The sequence below is a fragment of the Candidatus Competibacteraceae bacterium genome, assembly GCA_016699715.1.
Classification (GTDB): domain Bacteria; phylum Pseudomonadota; class Gammaproteobacteria; order Competibacterales; family Competibacteraceae; genus Competibacter.
Genome location: CP065007.1, coordinates 269,166 through 288,070 on the forward strand (window position 1 = coordinate 269,166; position 18,905 = coordinate 288,070).

General features: G+C 58.8%; 17 protein-coding genes. 15 read left to right on the forward strand and 2 right to left on the reverse strand.

The annotated features are described in order from the left end of the window. Window positions 1-6 precede the first annotated feature (6 nt). The 13 genes from IPM89_01250 to IPM89_01310 all read left to right on the forward strand — a co-directional run bounded on the left by IPM89_01250 (window position 7) and on the right by IPM89_01310 (window position 14,486). Window positions 7-1,266 (forward strand): NADH-quinone oxidoreductase subunit D, encoded by a 1,260-nt coding sequence (locus tag IPM89_01250; protein ID QQS54522.1) that lies wholly within the window; start codon window positions 7-9, stop codon window positions 1,264-1,266. Continuing rightward, entirely contained in the window at window positions 1,266-1,763 is a 498-nt protein-coding gene (locus tag IPM89_01255) for an NAD(P)H-dependent oxidoreductase subunit E (GenBank protein QQS54523.1), read from the forward strand. Before IPM89_01250 ends, IPM89_01255 begins: the two co-directional genes overlap by 1 nt. 6 nt (window positions 1,764-1,769) lie before the next feature. Continuing rightward, entirely contained in the window at window positions 1,770-3,062 is a 1,293-nt protein-coding gene (gene nuoF / locus IPM89_01260) for an NADH-quinone oxidoreductase subunit NuoF (GenBank protein QQS54524.1), read from the forward strand. Window positions 3,063-3,099: 37 nt separating this feature from the next. Continuing rightward, window positions 3,100-5,460, forward strand: coding sequence for an NADH-quinone oxidoreductase subunit G (locus IPM89_01265; protein ID QQS54525.1), 2,361 nt, complete (start codon window positions 3,100-3,102; stop codon window positions 5,458-5,460). A gap of 15 nt (window positions 5,461-5,475) precedes the next feature. Further along, window positions 5,476-6,501 (forward strand): NADH-quinone oxidoreductase subunit NuoH, encoded by a 1,026-nt coding sequence (nuoH, locus tag IPM89_01270; GenBank protein QQS55732.1) that lies wholly within the window; start codon window positions 5,476-5,478, stop codon window positions 6,499-6,501. A gap of 12 nt (window positions 6,502-6,513) precedes the next feature. Next, window positions 6,514-7,011 carry an NADH-quinone oxidoreductase subunit NuoI gene (nuoI, locus tag IPM89_01275; GenBank protein QQS54526.1) on the forward strand — a complete coding sequence of 166 codons (498 nt, stop codon included), beginning with the start codon at window positions 6,514-6,516 and terminating at the stop codon, window positions 7,009-7,011. Window positions 7,012-7,054: 43 nt separating this feature from the next. Then, window positions 7,055-7,657: an NADH-quinone oxidoreductase subunit J gene (locus tag IPM89_01280; GenBank protein QQS54527.1), complete on the forward strand. Its 603-nt coding sequence runs from the start codon at window positions 7,055-7,057 to the stop codon at window positions 7,655-7,657. 97 nt (window positions 7,658-7,754) lie between these two features. Continuing rightward, entirely contained in the window at window positions 7,755-8,060 is a 306-nt protein-coding gene (gene nuoK, locus IPM89_01285) for an NADH-quinone oxidoreductase subunit NuoK (GenBank protein ID QQS54528.1), read from the forward strand. A gap of 4 nt (window positions 8,061-8,064) precedes the next feature. Further along, window positions 8,065-10,026, forward strand: a complete 1,962-nt coding sequence (gene nuoL / locus IPM89_01290) for an NADH-quinone oxidoreductase subunit L (protein QQS54529.1) — start codon at window positions 8,065-8,067, stop codon at window positions 10,024-10,026. 18 nt (window positions 10,027-10,044) lie between these two features. Further along, window positions 10,045-11,559, forward strand: coding sequence for an NADH-quinone oxidoreductase subunit M (locus IPM89_01295; protein ID QQS54530.1), 1,515 nt, complete (start codon window positions 10,045-10,047; stop codon window positions 11,557-11,559). A 42-nt stretch (window positions 11,560-11,601) separates the two neighbouring features. Continuing rightward, entirely contained in the window at window positions 11,602-13,041 is a 1,440-nt protein-coding gene (nuoN, locus tag IPM89_01300; GenBank protein ID QQS54531.1) for an NADH-quinone oxidoreductase subunit NuoN, read from the forward strand. A gap of 13 nt (window positions 13,042-13,054) precedes the next feature. Then, window positions 13,055-13,375, forward strand: a complete 321-nt coding sequence (locus IPM89_01305; GenBank protein ID QQS54532.1) for a DUF2818 family protein — start codon at window positions 13,055-13,057, stop codon at window positions 13,373-13,375. 241 nt (window positions 13,376-13,616) lie between these two features. Next, on the forward strand, window positions 13,617-14,486 hold the full coding sequence (locus tag IPM89_01310; protein ID QQS54533.1) for a phosphoribulokinase: 870 nt from the start codon (window positions 13,617-13,619) through the stop codon (window positions 14,484-14,486). Window positions 14,487-14,498: 12 nt separating this feature from the next. On the opposite strand, the gene IPM89_01315 is transcribed toward IPM89_01310, so the two are convergent. Continuing rightward, window positions 14,499-15,371 carry an EamA family transporter gene (locus IPM89_01315; GenBank protein ID QQS54534.1) on the reverse strand — a complete coding sequence of 291 codons (873 nt, stop codon included), beginning with the start codon at window positions 15,369-15,371 and terminating at the stop codon, window positions 14,499-14,501. Between the two features lie 38 nt (window positions 15,372-15,409). Beyond that, entirely contained in the window at window positions 15,410-18,274 is a 2,865-nt protein-coding gene (locus IPM89_01320; GenBank protein ID QQS54535.1) for a DUF349 domain-containing protein, read from the reverse strand. A 252-nt stretch (window positions 18,275-18,526) separates the two neighbouring features. Between IPM89_01320 and IPM89_01325 the strand changes: the two genes are divergently transcribed. Together IPM89_01325 and IPM89_01330 are read left to right on the forward strand one after the other, a co-directional pair. Beyond that, on the forward strand, window positions 18,527-18,664 hold the full coding sequence (locus IPM89_01325; protein ID QQS54536.1) for a hypothetical protein: 138 nt from the start codon (window positions 18,527-18,529) through the stop codon (window positions 18,662-18,664). 1 nt (window position 18,665) lies between these two features. Next, the gene (locus IPM89_01330; GenBank protein QQS54537.1) at window positions 18,666-18,872 is read left to right on the forward strand and encodes a hypothetical protein; all 207 of its coding nucleotides are present in this window, start codon (window positions 18,666-18,668) and stop codon (window positions 18,870-18,872) included. Window positions 18,873-18,905 lie beyond the last annotated feature (33 nt).

Consider the following 18,905-nt stretch of genomic DNA (forward strand, 5'->3'; position numbering starts at 1 on the left):
CCACTGATGCCTGAGATTCGCAATTACACTCTGAACTTTGGGCCGCAGCATCCGGCCGCCCACGGCGTGTTGCGCCTGGTACTGGAAATGGATGGCGAAGTGGTACAGCGCGCCGATCCTCATATCGGCCTACTGCATCGCGGGACCGAAAAGCTGGCGGAAAGCAAGCCGTTCAACCAGAGCATCGGTTACATGGATCGGCTCGACTATATGTCGGCGATGAGCAACGAATACGGTTACGTGCTGGCCATCGAAAAGCTGTTGGGTATACAGCCACCGCCGCGAGCCCAGTACATCCGAGTCATGTACGCGGAAATAACACGGCTCCTCAATCACTTGTTGTGGATTGGCGCGCATGGTCTGGATATTGGCGCCATGACCATGTTCATTTACGCTTTCCGCGAGCGGGAAGATTTGCTGGATTGCTACGAAGCGGTGTCTGGAGCGCGGTTTCACGCGACCTATTTCCGGCCTGGCGGCGTTTATCGCGATCTGCCGAATGCGATACCCAAGTACGAGTATGAGCATTCCAAATGCCATAGCAAGAAAGACGTGGACGCGCGGAACGCCACCCGCCAAGGCTCCTTGTTGGATTTCATCGAAGCCTTTACCGAGCGCTTTCCAGGTCGTGTGGATGAGTATGAAACCTTGTTGACCGACAATCGCATCTGGAAGCAGCGGACGGTCGGTATCGGCGTGGTGACTCCCGAGCGTGCTTTGCAACTGGGTTTTTCCGGCCCTATGCTGCGAGGATCCGGTTTCGCTTGGGATCTGCGCAAGAAGCAGCCTTACGACGTCTACGATCAGATGGATTTCGATATCCCGGTTGGCGTCAACGGCGACTGCTATGATCGCTATCTGGTGCGGGTCGAGGAGATGCGCCAATCCAATCGCATCATCAAACAGTGTGTGCAATGGCTGAAGGAAAACCCCGGCCCCGTGATACTGGACGACTATAAGGTCGCGCCGCCGCCGCGGGAAAAGATGAAAGAGGATATGGAAGCACTGATTCATCATTTCAAACTCTTTACCGAAGGCTACTGTGTGCCCGAGGGCGAGGTTTACGTGGCTACCGAGCATCCCAAGGGCGAGTATGGGATCTACCTGATTTCCGACGGCGCCAACAAACCTTACCGGCTCAAGGTGCGGGCGGCGGGTTTCGCCCATCTGTCCTCCATGGATGAGATGACCCGCGGCCACATGTTGGCCGACGTCGTCGCCGTCATTGGTACCCAGGATATCGTGTTTGGGGAGGTCGACCGCTGATGAGCGCACGTAAGAGTGATTTGTTGTCCGCTCATGCCCGTGCGGAAATTGATGAATGGGTTAGCCGCTATCCCGCCGATCGGAAACAATCTGCCGTATTGGCCGCCCTGCGCGAGGTCCAGCACGAGAACGGCGGCTATCTCACCACTGAATTGATGGATGCGGTGGCTGAATATCTGGGGATGCCGCCGATCGCCGTCTACGAGGTGGCGACCTTTTACTCGATGTTCGAATTGAAACCGGTTGGCCGGCACAGTATTTCGGTCTGCACCAATATTTCCTGCATGTTGCGCGGAGGCGACGCCATTCTGGCGCATATCGAGAAAAAACTAGGCATTCGACTGGGCGAAAGCACGGCGGACGGCAAGTTTTTTCTGAAGCGAGAAGAGGAATGTCTGGCCGCATGCTGCGGAGCACCGATGATGCAAGTCGATCATGTCTATTACGAACATCTGACCCCCGAACAGGTGGATCGGGTGCTCGATAGCCTGGAGTGAACCGCGATGGCCAATGAGGTTTGTTACCGGACACTCGGTTTGGACCGGCCGTGGTCGATCGAGACTTACGCTGGCTTGGGTGGTTATGAGGCATGGAAGAAAATTCTTGCCGGCGAATTGACATTTAACCAAGTGATCGACGAGGTCAAGAAATCCGGTCTGCGTGGTCGCGGTGGCGCGGGTTTCCCGACCGGCTTGAAATGGACCTTCATGCCGCGCAGCGCCCCCGTCCAAAAATATGTGGTTTGCAATTCCGACGAGTCCGAGCCGGGCACCTGCAAGGATCGCGATATCCTGCGGTTCAATCCGCATGCCCTGGTCGAAGGCATGGCGATCGCCGGTTTTGCCACCGGTTCCACGGTTGGCTACAATTATATGCGCGGCGAGTTCCTGGACGAGCCCTACCAGCGTTTCGAAAATGCGGTCAAGGAAGCCTATGCCGCTGGATTGCTGGGCAAGAACATCCAGGGCAGCGGCATCGATTTCGATCTGTACCCGACCTTGGGCGCCGGTGCGTATATCTGTGGCGAGGAAACCGCCCTGCTGGAATCGCTGGAAGGCAAAAAGGGTCAGCCGCGTTTCAAACCGCCGTTTCCGGCTAACTATGGCCTCTACGGTCGGCCGACCACCATCAACAACACCGAATCGTTTTCCTCGGTTCCATCGATCATCCGTAATGGTGGCGAGTGGTTTGCCGAGCTTGGTACCGCCAATGCCGGAGGCACCAAGATCTTCTCGATTTCCGGTCATGTTGACAAACCGGGCAACTTCGAGATCGCCTTGGGAACGCCCTTTGCCGATCTGTTGGCCATGGCCGGCGGGATCTGGCGGGGTCGCCGGCTCAAGGCAGTGATTCCAGGCGGTTCCTCGGTACCAGTGGTGCCGGGCGAGATTATGATGAAAGTCAATATGGATTACGATTCCGTGGTCAAGGCGGGCTCGATGCTGGGTTCGGGCGCGGTGATCGTGATGGACGAAACCACGGATATGGTGCGGGTGCTGCAGCGTGTTTCCCGATTCTACTACTCCGAATCCTGCGGCCAATGTACCCCGTGCCGCGAGGGCACCGGCTGGCTGTATCGGATGGTGACCCGCATCGTCGAAGGCAAGGGCCGGCCCGAGGATCTGGACTTGCTGGACAGCGTGGCAAGCCGAATCGAAGGACGCACTATCTGCGCGTTGGGCGATGCCGCGGCCATGCCGGTTCGCAGCTTCGTCAAACACTACCGCCACGAATTTGCCTACTACATTGAGCACAAGCGCAGTATGATCGCCGGCGCGACGGCGTTGGCCGCCTGAGCCACAAAATCCATAACACGGTTGCAGTGGATAAGAGATGAGCGAGGAACAGGTCAACATCGAAGTCAACGGCATCCCGCTGAAGGCGTGTAAGGGCGCGATGCTCATCGAAATCACCGATGCGGCGGGTATCGCCATCCCCCGTTTTTGCTATCACAAGAAGCTATCCGTTGCCGCGAATTGCCGGATGTGCCTAGTCGAGGTGGAGAAGGCGCCCAAGCCTTTGCCCGCATGCGCCACGCCGGTGATGGAAGGCATGAAAGTTTATACCGAGTCGCCCAAGGCGCGCGCCGCGCAAAAGGGCACCATGGAGTTTTTGCTGATCAACCATCCGCTGGATTGCCCGATTTGCGACCAGGGCGGCGAATGCGAATTGCAGGACATGGCGCTGGGTTACGGTGCCGATGTGTCGCGGTTCGCCGAACGCAAACGGGTGGTCAAGGATAAGAACATCGGGCCATTGATCGCCACCGACATGACGCGCTGCATTCACTGTACTCGCTGCGTGCGTTTTGGCGAGGAAATCGCCGGCCTGCGCGAATTAGGCGCCACCGGGCGTGGTGAGTCCGTGGAGATCGGAACCTACGTGGCTCACAGTGTCAGCTCGGAACTGTCCGGCAACGTCATCGATCTATGCCCGGTGGGCGCGCTGACCGCCAAGCCGTCCCGCTACCGGGGTCGTTCCTGGGAATACGTACAGCATCCCGCCATCGCACCGCACGATTCCGTCGGGTCCAATATCTTCATTCACACCTTGCGTGGTCAAGTCATGCGGGTGGTGCCGCGCGAGAACGAGGCAATCAATGAAACCTGGATTTCCGATCGCGACCGATTCAGCTACGAAGGTATTTACAGCGATGACCGCTTGAGCCGTCCTTGGGTACAAGGCGGGGAAGCCGATTGGGAAGTGGCCTTGGAAACGGCAAGCAAGGGTTTGCAGAAGGTGATCGCCCAGCATGGCGCCGAGGCGATTGGGTTCCTGTTGTCGCCAACCGCCACCGTGGAGGAATTGTATCTGGCGCAGAAGCTGGCGCGTGGCTTGGGTGTGACGAATATCGACCACCGGCTGCGGCAGGCCGATTTCAGCGATCAGGATACGGCGCCAGTGTTCCCTTGGTTGGGGCAGGAATTAGCGGACTTGGAGAAGGTGGGAGCGGCATTGCTGATCGGCTCCAACATACGGATGGAGCAACCGCTGGCTGGCCATCGCTTGCGCAAGGCGGCGCTGGCGGGTAGTCGAATCCTGTTGATCAATCCCCGTGACTTCGAGTTTCTTTTCCCGGTTGCCGCCAAGGTGATCGCCGACCCCGCCGGCATGGTGGCGGCGCTGGCTGGCGTGGCGCGGGCGGTCGCGGAATTGAAAGGCCAGGATCTGCCGACGGAACTCGCCGCCCTGGTCGACGGCGTGTCTGCCGGGGAAACCGAACGCGCCATTGCCGATCATCTGGTCAATCAGGCGCCCGCCACCGTGCTGCTGGGCAATCTTGCCGTTGCCCATCCAGCCTTCGCGCGCCTGCGGGCACTGGCCGGCTTCGTGGCTTCTTGCAGCGGTGCCCGCTTGGGCTATCTGCCCGAAGCCGCCAACTCGGCGGGTGGCTGGCTGGCCGGCGCGCTGCCGCACCGCTTGCCGGGGGGGGCGCCGGCACCAGCGGTGGGCCTGGATACGCAGTCGATGCTGGGGTCGCCCCGCAAGGCTTATGTGCTGCTGGGAGTGGAGCCGGAATTGGACTGCTGGGATGGTGCCGCAGCACTGAAGGCCCTGCAAGCGGCCGAATGGGTGGTGTCGCTCAATCCATTCGCCAGTGCCGCCAGCAAAGCCTATGCTCATGTCGTCTTGCCGGTAGCTACTTTCGCTGAAACTTCCGGTACTTATGTCAATGCCGAAGGTCTCTGGCAGAGCTTTTCGGGGGCCAGCAAGCCGTTTGGCGAGGCGCGACCAGCCTGGAAGGTGCTGCGAGTTTTGGGCAACCTATCTGGCTTGGCCGGTTTTGATTACGTCAGTTCCGAACAAATACGCGCCGAAGCCGAGAACGCCTGCGCTCGAGTCCAACCTGACAATACGCTGGATTCCGGAAAATCCTTGGCCCCCTTTAAGTCCGAAGGGTTACATCGGGTGGCGGAAGTGCCGATTTATGCCGCCGATTCGCTGGTCCGGCGCGCACGATCCCTGCAGCTAAGCCCGCTGGCGCGGCCGGTTGAGGTGCGGCTACATCCGGATGTGGCGCGGGATCTGGGCGTGGCCGAGCGCGAACAAGTCCAGGTACGCCAGAACGGCGCGGCGGTCGATCTGCCGCTGGTGTTGGATGAGAGCGTACCCAAGGGTTGTGCCTGGATTCCGGCGGGATTGTACGCCAGCGTGGCACTTGGTCCGGCGGTTGGCCCGGTGGCTATCCAATAACAACAAGGATCCTGGATCGTGGAAACGCTGCTGACAGTCGTTATTATCCTGCTGAAAATCGTTGCTCTGTTGGCGCCCCTGTTGCTGGGGGTGGCGTATCTGACTTTCGCCGAACGCAAGGTCATTGGCTACATGCAGGTTCGGATCGGTCCGAATCGGGTGGGTCCCAAGGGATGGCTGCAGCCCATCGCCGATGCCATGAAGCTGATGTTCAAGGAAATCATCATCCCCACCCGCGCCGACCGATTCCTGTTTCTGCTGGCGCCGGTGGCCGCGTTTGGGCCGGCACTGGCGGCTTGGGCGGTGATCCCCTTCGGCGATGGCATGCTGATTTCCCATTTGGACGCTGGTTTGCTCTACCTGCTTTCCCTGACGTCGCTGGGTGTGTACGGTGTGATTATCGCCGGCTGGTCCTCGAATTCCAAGTACGCTTTCCTGGGCGCGATGCGCTCGGCGGCTCAAATCGTTTCCTATGAAATTGCCATGGGTTTTGCTTTGGTCGGAGTGCTGATGGCCGCTGGTAGCCTCAATCTCAATCAGATCGTTCTGGCCCAGCAGGGTAGTCCGTTGCACTGGTTTTGGCTGCCGCTGTTGCCTTTGTTTCTTGTGTATTTCATCTCCGGCGTGGCCGAAACCAACCGCGCTCCCTTCGATGTGGCCGAGGGAGAATCGGAAATCGTGGCCGGATTCCATGTGGATTATTCCGGTATGGCTTTCGCGGTTTTCTTCCTGGCGGAATATGCCAACATGATCCTGGTGTCGGCGTTGGCGGCTACTTTGTTTTTGGGTGGCTGGCTGTCGCCGTTCGAGGGTATCCCGGTGCTCGGCGAATTGTTCTCCTTCGTGCCCGGCGCGCTTTGGCTGGTGATCAAGATTTCATTCCTGCTGCTGTTTTTCCTGTGGTTCCGCGCCACCTTCCCGCGCTATCGCTACGATCAGATCATGCGCTTGGGTTGGAAGGTCTTTATCCCGGTGACACTGGTCTGGTTGCTGGTGATTGGATTGGGTGTGTTGGCGCAGGTTGGCCCGTGGTTTGATTGAGCGGAGAAAGCGATGAATACCCTCAACACCCTTCGGCATTACTTCAAGAGTTTTGTGCTGTGGGAGCTATTGCTCGGCTTGGGAGTCACCGGCCGCTATCTGTTTGCCAAGAAGATTACGGTGCAATATCCCGAGGAGCGCACCCCGCTGTCGCCACGCTTCCGCGGCTTGCATGCTCTTCGCCGTTATCCCAATGGTGAAGAACGCTGTATTGCCTGCAAGTTGTGCGAGGCGGTCTGCCCGGCGTTGGCGATTACCATCGAATCCGAGCAGCGGGAGGACGGCACCCGCCGCACCACCCGTTACGATATTGATCTGTTCAAGTGTATTTTTTGCGGGTTTTGCGAAGAGGCCTGCCCGGTGGACTCGATCGTGGAGACCCGGGTATTCGATTACCATTTTGAGAAACGCGGCGAGCACATCATGACCAAGGAGAAGTTGCTTGCTCACGGTGACCGCTGGGAAGCGCAAATCGCCGCCGATCGGGCCGCCGACGCGGCTTATCGCTAGCTGACTCCCACTTGCCTAAGCAAAGAAGAAGACAGGTTCGCTCATGGGATTTGAAAAGTTTCTGTTCTACGTCTTCGCGCTGATCCTGATATTCGCGGCGGTGCGGGTGATTACGGTCCGAAACCCGGTACATGCCGCGCTGTTCCTGGTGCTGGCCTTTTTTACCAGCGCCGCCCTGTGGTTGCTGATTGAGGCTGAGTTCCTGGCTATTACCCTGGTACTGGTCTATGTGGGCGCGGTGATGGTGCTGTTCTTGTTCGTGGTCATGATGCTGGATCTCAATGTCGACCCGGTACGAGAGGGTTTCATCAAATACCTGCCGGTCGGTGCGACGGTGGCGTTGCTGATCGTGGTCGAAATGGGATTGGTGGTCGGATCCAGCTATTTTGCCACTGAACAATACCATCTGATTTCGCACGCGGCCGATTACAGTAATACCAAGGAATTGGGCAGTGTCTTGTACACTTTCTACGTCTATCCGTTCGAAATCGCATCCGTGATTTTGTTGGTTGCGATCATTGCCGCCATCTCGCTGACGATGCGTCGCCGCGAGGGAACCAAGTCCCAAGATCCTAGCCAACAGGTTCGGGTGTCGTCGCGCGATAACCGGGTGAGATTGGTGCGTATGGCGCCGGAGAAGAAGTAGTGCGGTTTTGTTGGCGGGGAGATCCGGTGTCGTCCGTGTACCCGCCTGTTTGCCTGACCGATTTTCACCCATTTCAAAAATACAAGGCGGGGAATAGATGATCGCGCTGACTGATTATCTTGTGCTGGGAGCGATCCTCTTTTGTCTCAGCGTGGCCGGCATTTTTCTGAACCGGAAGAACGTCATTATCCTGCTGATGTCGATCGAGTTGATGCTGCTAGCGGTGAATTTTAATTTCATCGCTTTTTCACGGTTTCTCGGCGATACCACCGGCCAGGTCTTCGTCTTTTTTATTTTGACGGTGGCGGCGGCCGAATCGGCTATCGGCTTGGCCATCCTGGTGGTGCTGTTCCGCAACCGCCGTACCATCAACGTCGCCGACCTCGATACGCTGAAGGGTTAGCCGCATGCAAAACGTCTATCTCGGGATTGTGCTTGCCCCCCTGTTTGGCGCCATCGTCGCCGGTCTGTTCGGCCGGAAAATCGGCCGAGCCGGCGCCCACTGGGTAACCATCATCGGCGTGGCGGTTTCCTTCCTGCTGTCGCTGGTGGTGCTTCGCCATCATGTCTTGAACGGCGCCGAGCCATACAACGAGTCGCTCTACACCTGGATGGTGATCGAAGGCATCCACATGGAAGTCGGCTTTTTGGTGGATAACCTGACGGCGGTGATGATTTCCACCGTAACCTTCGTGTCGTTGATGGTCCATATCTACACCATCGGTTACATGCACGACGACGATGGTTATCAACGCTTCTTCAGCTATATCGCCTTGTTTACCTTCGCCATGCTGATGCTGGTGATGGCCAACAACTTCCTGCAATTATTCTTCGGCTGGGAGGGGGTAGGCTTGGTGTCCTACCTGCTGATTGGCTTCTGGTACAAACGCGAGAGCGCCATTTTCGCCAGTCTCAAGGCCTTTCTGGTCAATCGAGTCGGCGATTTTGGTTTTCTATTGGGCATCGCCGCGGTGCTGATGGCTTTCAACAGCATCGACTACGCCGACGTATTCGCCGCCGCGCCGCTGATGGCCGATGTGACCGTGCAGGTTATCCCCGGCGTCGACTGGTCGCTGATGACCTTGATCTGCATCCTGTTGTTCATCGGTGCGATGGGCAAATCGGCGCAGGTACCGCTGCATGTTTGGCTACCGGATTCGATGGAAGGCCCCACCCCGATTTCGGCGCTGATCCACGCCGCCACCATGGTGACCGCCGGTATCTTCATGGTGGCTCGCATGTCGCCGCTATTCGAGTTGTCGGAAACGGCGCTGAGCGTGGTGCTGGTCATCGGTTCGATCACCGCCCTGTTCATGGGGTTCCTCGGTATCGTCCAGAATGACATCAAGCGGGTGGTGGCTTACTCGACGCTGTCGCAATTGGGCTATATGACGGTGGCGCTGGGTGTGTCCGCCTATTCCGCCGCCATCTTCCACCTGATGACCCACGCCTTCTTCAAGGCGTTGCTGTTCCTGGGCGCCGGCTCGGTGATCATCGCCATGCACCACGAGCAGGATATCCGCAAGATGGGTGGATTGTGGAAGTATATGCCCATTACCTGGTTCACCTTTCTGTTGGGCACCTTGGCGCTGATCGGTACTCCGGGATTCGCCGGTTTCTACTCCAAGGACAGTATCCTTGAAGCGGTGCATTACTCGCATATTGCCGGTGCCGGCTTTGCCTATTTCGCGGTGATGCTGGGTGTGTTCGTGACCTCGCTCTACTCGTTCCGGCTATACTTCCTCGTGTTTCACGGCAAGGAGCGCATGGACCATCACACCCAGGAGCATTTGCACGAGACTCCGGCGGTGGTGACCGTGCCGCTGATCCTGCTGGCGATTCCCTCGGTGGTGATCGGTGCCATGGCGATCGGACCATTGTTGTTCGGAACGGTGTTCGATGGACCCATCGTGGTATCCCCTGAACATAACGTGCTGGAGCATTTCAAGGAACACTTCCATGAAGTCGGTGGATCTCTCGATCTCGCTTTGCATGGCGTGATTGGTCTGCCCTTCATCTTGGTTCTCGCCGGGCTTGGTTTGGCGTTTTATCTGTACATGATGCGGCCGGATTTGCCGGAGCTGATCCAGCGGAAGTTTGCCACGCTGTACGACATCATGGTGCGCAAGTATCTGTTCGACGAGATTTACCAGGCGGTGTTCATGCGCGGCAGTCGGAGCTTGGGCACCGCGCTGTGGAAGTACGCCGACGCGGGCTTGATCGACGGCCTGATGGTGAACGGCACGGCGCGGCTGGTGGGCTGGTTCGGCGCCATCACCCGGCAGGTGCAGACCGGTTATCTATATACCTATGCGTTTGCCATGATCGTCGGCCTGCTGGTCCTGTTGACCTGGTTCGTCACCCGCTAACCTGGAAGAAGAAAAACCATGCTGTCGGAACTGCCTTTGCTGAGTCTTGTCATCTGGTTCCCGATTCTGGGCGGCGTCGCGGTGTTGTTCGTGGGTGATGAAAACCCCGGGCGCGCCAAGGCGCTGGCGCTGACGGTGGCAATCCTGAGCTTGCTGATTAGCATCCCCTTGTACTCATCGTTCGATCCCGCGACAGCGGCGATGCAGTTTCAGGAATTCATGCCCTGGATTCCGGCCCTCAACGCCAATTATCACTTGGGTGTGGATGGGTTCTCCATGCCGCTGATCCTGCTCACCGCGTTCATGACCCTGCTGGTGGTGATCGCCGGTTGGGAAGTGGTGCAGTATCGGATTGCCCAGTACATGGCCGCCTTCCTGATCATGGAAGGCTTGATGATCGGTGTGTTCGCCGCGCTGGACGCCATTCTGTTCTACGTCTTCTTCGAATCGATGTTGATCCCGATGTTCCTGATCATCGGGATCTGGGGGGGGCCGCGCCGGGTTTACGCTACCCTCAAGTTCTTCCTGTACACTTTTCTGGGGTCGGTGTTCATGTTGATCGCCCTGATCTACATGTACAACCAGGCCGGTAGTTTCGAGATTCTCGATTTCCACAAGCTGCCGCTCAGCTTGACCGAGCAGGTGCTGATTTTCTTCGCCTTCATGCTTGGCTTCGGGGTCAAGGTGCCGATGTGGCCGGTGCATACCTGGTTGCCGGACGCCCATGTCGAAGCGCCCACCGGCGGCTCGGTGATTCTGGCGGCGATTACCTTGAAGATCGGCGGCTATGGTTTCCTGCGCTTCGCCCTGCCGATCACCCCGGATGCGGCGGGTATGCTGGACTGGCTGGTGATTACCATGTCGCTGGTGGCGGTGGTCTACATTGGTTTGGTGGCGCTGGTTCAGCAGGATATGAAAAAGCTGATCGCCTATTCCTCGATCGCCCACATGGGTTTTGTAACCTTGGGTTTCTTCATCGTGTTCGGCATCTACCGCCACACCGGCAGCCTGAGTGGCGCGGCCATGGGTATTGAGGGCGGCATGGTGCAAATGGTATCGCACGGCTTTATCTCCGGCGCGCTGTTCCTCTGTGTGGGCGTGCTGTACGACCGGATGCATTCCCGCCAGATCAAGGACTACGGCGGGGTAGTCAATACCATGCCGGTGTTCGCCGCGTTCATGGTGCTGTTCGGCATGGCTAACGCTGGCTTGCCGGGCACCTCGGGCTTCATCGGCGAGTTTCTGGTGATCTTGAGCAGTTTCAAGGCCAGTTTCTGGATTGCTTTCCTGGCGGCGACCACCTTGATTCTCGGCGCGGCTTACACGCTGTGGCTGATCAAGCGGGTGATCTTCGGCGACATCGGCAACAGTCACGTCGCCGAGCTGAAAGATGTAAATACCCGGGAAATTATCATACTGAGCCTGCTGGCGGTGGCGGTGTTACTGCTCGGCGTCTGGCCCGACCCGCTGACATCCGTGATGCATGCCTCTGTGGAGAACCTACTGCAACATGTCACCGCTTCCAAGCTGTAAGGCATCCTGTCGCAGAGAAGAATCGGAGAATAGGGAAACCCCATGAACTTCGTCGCCCCTGATTTCTTGCCGGTGCTGCCGGAACTGTTCGTGCTGGCCATGGCGTGTTTGGTGCTGGTCGTCGATGTGTTCCTGGAACAGCGGCAGCGCCACATTACCTACGGGTTGGCGCAACTGACCTTGCTGGGCGCGGCCCTGCTGACGCTTTTGACCTACGCGCAGGCGCCGGTGACCACGATGTTCGGTCACTACGTCAAGGATGCGATGGGTGATCTGCTGAAGCTGTTCATCTACCTGACCACCGCCGCCGGCTTTCTCTACTCGCGCGATTATCTGCGCCAGCGCGATCTGTTCAAGGGCGAGTACTACGTGCTGGGTCTGTTTGGTGTGCTCGGCATGATGGTCATGGTATCCGCCCACAGCCTGCTCAGCGTGTATCTGGGGTTGGAGTTGCTGTCGTTGTCGCTTTATGCTTTGGTGGCGACCGATCGGGATTCTCCGGTGTCCTCCGAAGCTGCCATGAAGTATTTCGTCCTGGGTTCGCTGGCGTCCGGTATGTTGCTGTACGGCATCTCGATGATCTACGGCGCGACCGGCAGCGTGGATCTCCAAGTGGTGGCCGACGCCGTCGCTAGGCAAGGCGCGGATAATCTGGTCTTGGTGTTCGGACTGGTGTTTTTGGTGGTTGGACTGTCATTCAAGCTGGGCGCGGTGCCTTTTCATATGTGGTTGCCGGACGTTTACCAGGGCGCGCCCACTTCGGTGACCCTGTACATCGGTTCGGCGCCCAAATTGGCGGCTTTCGCCTTGATCATGCGGGTCTTGGTGGATGGCTTGGGTTCGTTGCAGGGCGACTGGCAGCAGATGCTGATCATCCTGGCGGCGCTATCCATGGCGCTGGGAAACCTGGTCGCGATCGTCCAGACCAACATCAAACGGATGTTGGCCTATTCGACTATTTCCCATGTTGGGTTTCTGCTGTTGGGCGTTCTGGCCGGCACGCCGGAGGGCTATGCCGCAGCCATGTTTTACGCCATCGTTTATGTACTGATGGCGGTTGGTGCCTTCGGTCTGATCATCATGCTGAGCCGGACCGGCTTCGAGGCTGAAAATATTGATGACTTCAAGGGTCTGAACGACCGCAATTCGTGGCTGGCGTTCCTGATGATGGTCGTCATGATGTCGATGGCCGGCATTCCGTTCATGGCCGGTTTCTACGCCAAGTGGGTCGTGTTGCAGGCGGTGGTTGATGTGGGGTTGGTGTGGTTGGCGGTCCTCGGCGTGGTGTTCTCGGTGATCGGTGCGTTCTATTATCTGCGGGTGGTCAAGTGCCTTTACTTCGATAAGCCTGAACAGAGCGCGCCTATCGAGATCAGCCGTGACACTGAAATTGTTATCAGCGCCAATGGGCTGTTGTTGGTGGTGTTGGGGTTGTATCCGACCGCGCTGATGAGTTGGTGCGCCACGGCATTGCTGAACTAGGTATCGTTTGGGCATGTCGCAGGGCCTGCTGGTTGGGTTTTGGCTGGGGTTGGCGGTGGTGGCCGCCAACCTGCCTTGGCTGAGTGAACGCTGGCTGTGCACGATTCCGCGTCAGCGGGCTAAGCCTTCTTGGCTGAGGTTGGCCGAGTGGGGATTGCTTTACGGCTTGGTCGTTGGTGTAGGCTTTGGTTTCGAATACAAGACGACCGGTGTCCTGCATACGCAGGGGTGGGAGTTTTATGTGGTGACTTTGTGTCTGTTTGCGGTGAGCGCCATGCCTGGATTTATCTATCGTCACCAGCTGCGGCGCTTACTACAGCAGAGTGGGCAATGATGTCTGGAAGCATTTGAATCGGACATTTCGCCGCCGGACGATGTTCGTGTAGTACCCGACCCTGATCTTCTCTCTGATATTCCTTATGTTCCCCCATTTTTGCTATCGTCGTTCGCCAAACCGACTATCTCGCTAATTTGAAACAGGTCAGCCCCTGATCGGGTACCTCCGCATTGATGTGCCGCACTGTCATATAGGTTGGGCTATCATTCGCTGCCTGTCAGTCACTGCTAGGGCGATCATGTCAAAACAGCATCCGATTATCGCCATTACCGGTTCGTCTGGCGCCGGCACTTCGACGGTTCGGGTCGCGATGGAGCATATTTTTCGTCGAGATGGCATCAATGCCGTCATCGTCGAAGGCGACAGCTTCCATCGCCATGATCGGCTGGAAATGCAACGGCAATGCGAACAAGCTTACCGGGAGGGGCACAATCTTAGTCACTTTGGTCCCGAGGGGAACCTGTTCAACCGCTTGGAAGCGCTGTTCATGGAGTATGGCGAGCGTGGCAGCGGCCTGCGGCGCTATTACCTGCACAGCCGAGAAGAGGCCGAGCGTTATGGCCAAGACCCGGGAACATTTTCGCCTTGGGTGCAATTACCGCCCAGGACCGACCTGTTATTCTACGAAGGCTTGCACGGTGGGGTGGTGACCGACAAGGTCAATGTCGCCCGCTATGTGGATTTGCTGATCGGGGTGGTGCCAATCGTCAACCTGGAATGGATCCAGAAAATCCACCGCGATACCGCTGAGCGGGGCTACAGCGCCGAGGCGGTCACCGACGCCATTTTGCGGCGGATGTACGATTACACCCACTATATCGTGCCGCAGTTTTCATGCACCGACATTAATTTTCAGCGGGTGCCGACGGTGGATACCTCCAACCCCTTCACCGCTCGCGATATCCCCACGCTGGATGAAAGCTTTGTCGTGATCCGTTTCAAGGACGCTCGCAAAACCCAGCCGAATTTCCCTTATATGATTCATATGATTCATGACTCATTCATGTCGCGCCGCAATACCATCGTGGTGCCGGGCGGCAAGATGGGCTTCGCCATGGAAATCATCCTGCAACCGTTGATTGAACGGTTGGTTCGCCGGGAACTATGAAGGCGGGTTCACTCAGGTGGCGCGCGCGCCTCCGTGGCTCGGTGGGGATATGGCGATGCCGGCGATGCCGGCCAAGGTCATCGCGCCGCCCAAAGCCAGCTTCCAGGTCAGGATATCGCCCCACAGTAACACGCCGAAGGCGACCGCCAGCACAGGGTTCAGCAGCAGTAGCGGTGTGGTGACCCCAACCGGATAACGGCCGAGCAGGTAATAGACGATGCCGTGGCCGATCAGGGACGCGCCCAAGGCGGAATAGACCGGCGCGGCCAGTTCCAGGGTGCTCGCCGTGCGCAGAGCGGTCCATTGTCCCTGCTCGAACAACAGCGAGAGCAGCGCCAGTGCCGGCGTGGCGCACAGTGCGATCCAAGCTTGCAGCGCGAACACGCCGACCCCCCGCAACCGCCGCATCTGAATGGTGGCGAGCGCCATCGCCGCCGCGCCGGCGGTGACCAGCAGCAGAGCGTCGAGATGGCGGAATACCACCGGATCGAAGCCGATGACCAGCACGCCGCCGAACGCCAGGGCGATACCGGTCACCTGCCGGGCATCCAGGGTTTCGCCCAACAGGAACAGGGCCAGCACGGTCGAAAACGGTACATAAAGCTGGCTGGCGATGGCGACCGAGGCGATGTCGCCGCTAGCCTCCAGACCGGCGAAAATCAGGCTGAAATGCAGAACGCCCTGCACCAGGGCGATTCCCAGTACGCCGCCCATTTGGCCCGGAATCCGGCGCAGAAACGGTAGCAGTAGCAGCAACAGGACGGCAAAACGCAGGCTGGTAAATAGAAAGGGCTGGAAGTGGGTGACCCCCGCCTTGCCGGCGATAAAGTTGAACGCCCAAGCGGTGTTCGCGAGTAGCGCTAGCAGCAGATCTCCAGGTTGCATGCCGTAACGGGCCGGAGCGCCGTTACCGGGCAACGATTTCAGGCTTCCTCCCGCTGCCACCAGACCCTTGCGGCGTGCAGGAATCGGGTATCCAGTTCCGCTGCTGCTTCAGCCGGCAGCGCGCCGGTGAGCCACCACCGTTCCTGCAATTGATGGGGATCGTAGAGCGCTTCGGTTTCGACGGCGGCACCAGCCAGCGAGGCCGACAAGCGGGCGACCTGATACTCCATTCGCAGTTGTACGAACTCAGGCGGCGAGTCCACGCCAGCCACGATCTCCATGCATACGCACCAGGCTTGCTTGCGTTCCAGGTTATGCTCCAGACGCGCGCGCGCGGCCTGCATTTGGTCGGGAGTGCCCACCAGTGCCTGACAGACGGCGTCAAAGCGCTGTTGCAGTGCCGCTGCCGGCGCCGCCGGCAGATCCGGCAAGGCCGCCCACTCCTGGTGGACCGATGAGAGCAGGGTATCGTCCCGCTGGGTTTCCAACGCGGCTTCCAGTCGGGCGCATAACTGGCCGCGCTGCCGCAAGTGCTGGAAGCTTTCCTGGATATCGGCCTGGCGCAGGAGTTTTTCCCGTTGGGCGAACTGTCGAACGGCTGCTTCAAAGCGCTGGTCGGTCGCACGTTGTTCGGTTCTGGGTATCGACCCGATGATCTGCCACTCGTGTTGCGCCGCCTGTAGTCGGGTGTTCGCCCGCGCCAGTTGTTCACGGTCGATCAGGGCGAGCGACTCGATCTCTTCGCACAAGCCCAGCTTGTGCGTCAGATTGGCTTGACGTTCGGCGTCGGCGGCTTGCTGTTCAGTGTGACGACGGGCAAATACCGCGTCGCAGGCGGTGCGGAAAGCCTTCCACAAGGCTTGTTCTTGCCGGTAAGAGCCTTGCACGGTGGGCTGCCATTGAGCCTGTGCGAGTTTGGCGGTTTCGACGGCGATGCGCAGATCGGGGTTGTCCGCCAGAACCTGAACCTGTTGGATCAATTGCTGGCGCCGTTCCAGTTCACGTTGACGTTCGACATCGAGGTGCGCGTCCAGGCGCCGCAGGATCTGTTGGAAGCGACGATCGATGGCCTTACGGTCGGCGCGGTTGACCGGCCCGAGCTGGTGCCATTGTTCACGGGCACGGCGGCATAGCCGATCGGCTTCACGCCAGTCCACCTGTCGCCAGTCGGTGGTCGCCTCAAACTGTTCCAGTTGCTCGCAAAGCGCTGTTTTTTGGTCGAAATTGTGCTGGCGCTCGCGGGTCTGGGCCTCGAAATAGGCTTGACACGGGGCGTAGGCACGCTCGCAGGCGTTGTTGAAACGTTTCCATAGTCCCTTGGGCGCACCGCCTTCGTGATGGTCCAGTTCTTTCCAGGCCGCACGGACTTGCTGGATGCGCTGAGCGATATCGGCCGGATCGGCGTCGAGGTCGATCAGGCTTTCAGCGGCGGCGCAAAGCTGCTCCCGAGCCTGACTGGCGCCCCAGCGCCGCCAGCCGCGCAGTTCGCCGATGCGCGCGGCGCAGGATTGTAGTCGCTCCTCGATCGCCGCCATTTGTCCTCGGCTCAGGCCGATGTTGTGTTTGATCTGGTGGCGAACTTGCTCCTGCAATTGGGTGGCCTGTTGCAATTCGCCATCCCCGACGGCTGTTTCGAGCTGGCACACCCGGTCCTGAATGTCTTGCCATTCCTGATCGCGATGCTGAGCCTGTCGTTGTTGGCGGGCACGCAGTTTGTCGAGTAGACCGTCGAAATGGCTTTGCAGGTCGTTGGCGAGGGCTTGCGATTCCGGTCGCTCCAGTCCTTCCCAGCGCTGCCGCAGGTGCTTGAGATCGGCGTCGCGTACTTCGCTGGGCTGTCGGAGCAAGGTTTCGCCTTGCGCCAGCGCTTCGCGCAAGCGTTCGGTACGGCTATGGTTGCGCCGCAGGAGGCGTTCTTGCTCTTGGATGTCTTGAAGCAGTTGTTGGAATCGTGCTGTTTGCCGCCGGCTTTCGCTATCCTGGGCGGGGCCGTGGTGGGTCCAGGCGGTAGGTGCCTCGGTGGTGGCGTACTGCATCGCCGCGTCAAGTTCTGAGTTGGATTCACTGTGCTGGCGGAGCCGTTCCAACAGGGATTCCAGCGTGGCAAGCAGTTCCAGTCGTTGAGTCCGGCGGTTGGCGCTGGCTTGGCGTTCGGCCAGAAACCGACCGCGAGCTTGCGCGTAGCGTGCCTGGAGTTCGGGTGGAGCGCCGATGTCCTGTTCGCGCCATTCCTGTTCCAGTTTGGGAAACCGACCTGCGTTGAGGCCACTTTCGCCATCCCAGTTCAAACATTCCATTTCAGCGCACAGTCGCTCCAGGCTCAAGGCACGCGCCTGTTCGGTGTGCAGGGCATCCAAGCGTTCCCGTGCCCGGCGGTGCAGGCGCTTGTCGCGGTTACGGCTCTGGCGGGCGATCCGATCGAGCAGTTCAGGATCGCGCACACGTTCCAGCGCCGCCAGCCGCAGGTCTGGATGAGAATTCCCGATGGCGATGTCGGCCAATGCGGATTCCAGCTTAATCCGCTCTAGCGCCACCAACCGCAATTCGGGCTCGGTGGCCTGTTGCAGTAAAAATTCCACAAGGTTGGCATCCGGATCGCACCGCAGTCGTTCCAAGCGGCTGGCCAGCGTCGGGCCACCGGCGACTTTGCCGGCCAGCAAGGAATAATAGCGCGCCAGGGCGGCATCCCGAGGGGTCGCGTCGGTATCTTCGTCGGCGATGCGGCGTAACAGGTCGAGATCGTCGAGTCGCTCCAGCGCGGCGCGGCGGACGGCTGGATCGGGGTCCCGCCGAGCCAGATCGAGCAGTTTTGGATCGCTGCTGTCCAGATCCCGCAGGGATTGCTTGCGGGTTTCAGGGTTGGCTTGTTGCCACTTGGGTTTGAAGAAACGGCTCAGGATCATGAGGAGATCGATATGGCTCGGGGGTGGGGTGAAGCCCTGCCGGTTCGGGTGGATTCGATCAATATCCGGCAGCTAATTATGCCGACTACTTTAGCATACCGGCTCGGACTTGTTGCCGCGGCGCGTATTGCCGTGTCGCAACCATCTTGAGGCCGGTTAGGGTATTTGCACTACTTTCGCTTGCCACAGTGAAATCCATGGAAAGTGTAAAGCGAAATGATATTAAGGTGATAGCCGATTAAAGAGTATGTCATGCGCGAGCAGACCCACAAGAATGAGTCCGGCTCCATGACCGGTCCGGTCAGGGCAGCGGTGGGCGAGGTACAGCGGAAAACCGGTAATTTGATGGATGCGTTGGTCAGGGAAGGTGAGAAAGAAAGGCAATCTTAAGATGATCAACGGCATTGGCCCGGCGCTGGAAAGTAAATTGAATGCCGCCAGCTTTTGCTCCTACCGGCAGATCGCCAGTCTGACCGATACCAACATTAATGGCTTGGAAGCCGATGTGATCCATCTCAGCGGTCGGATTCGCCGCGATGGCTGGATCGGCCAGGCTAAGGCCTTATACGTTCGAAAATATGGGGGCGAAGCACTCTAGGGCTTGGTTCGACCGGGGCGCCGATCTTGGACG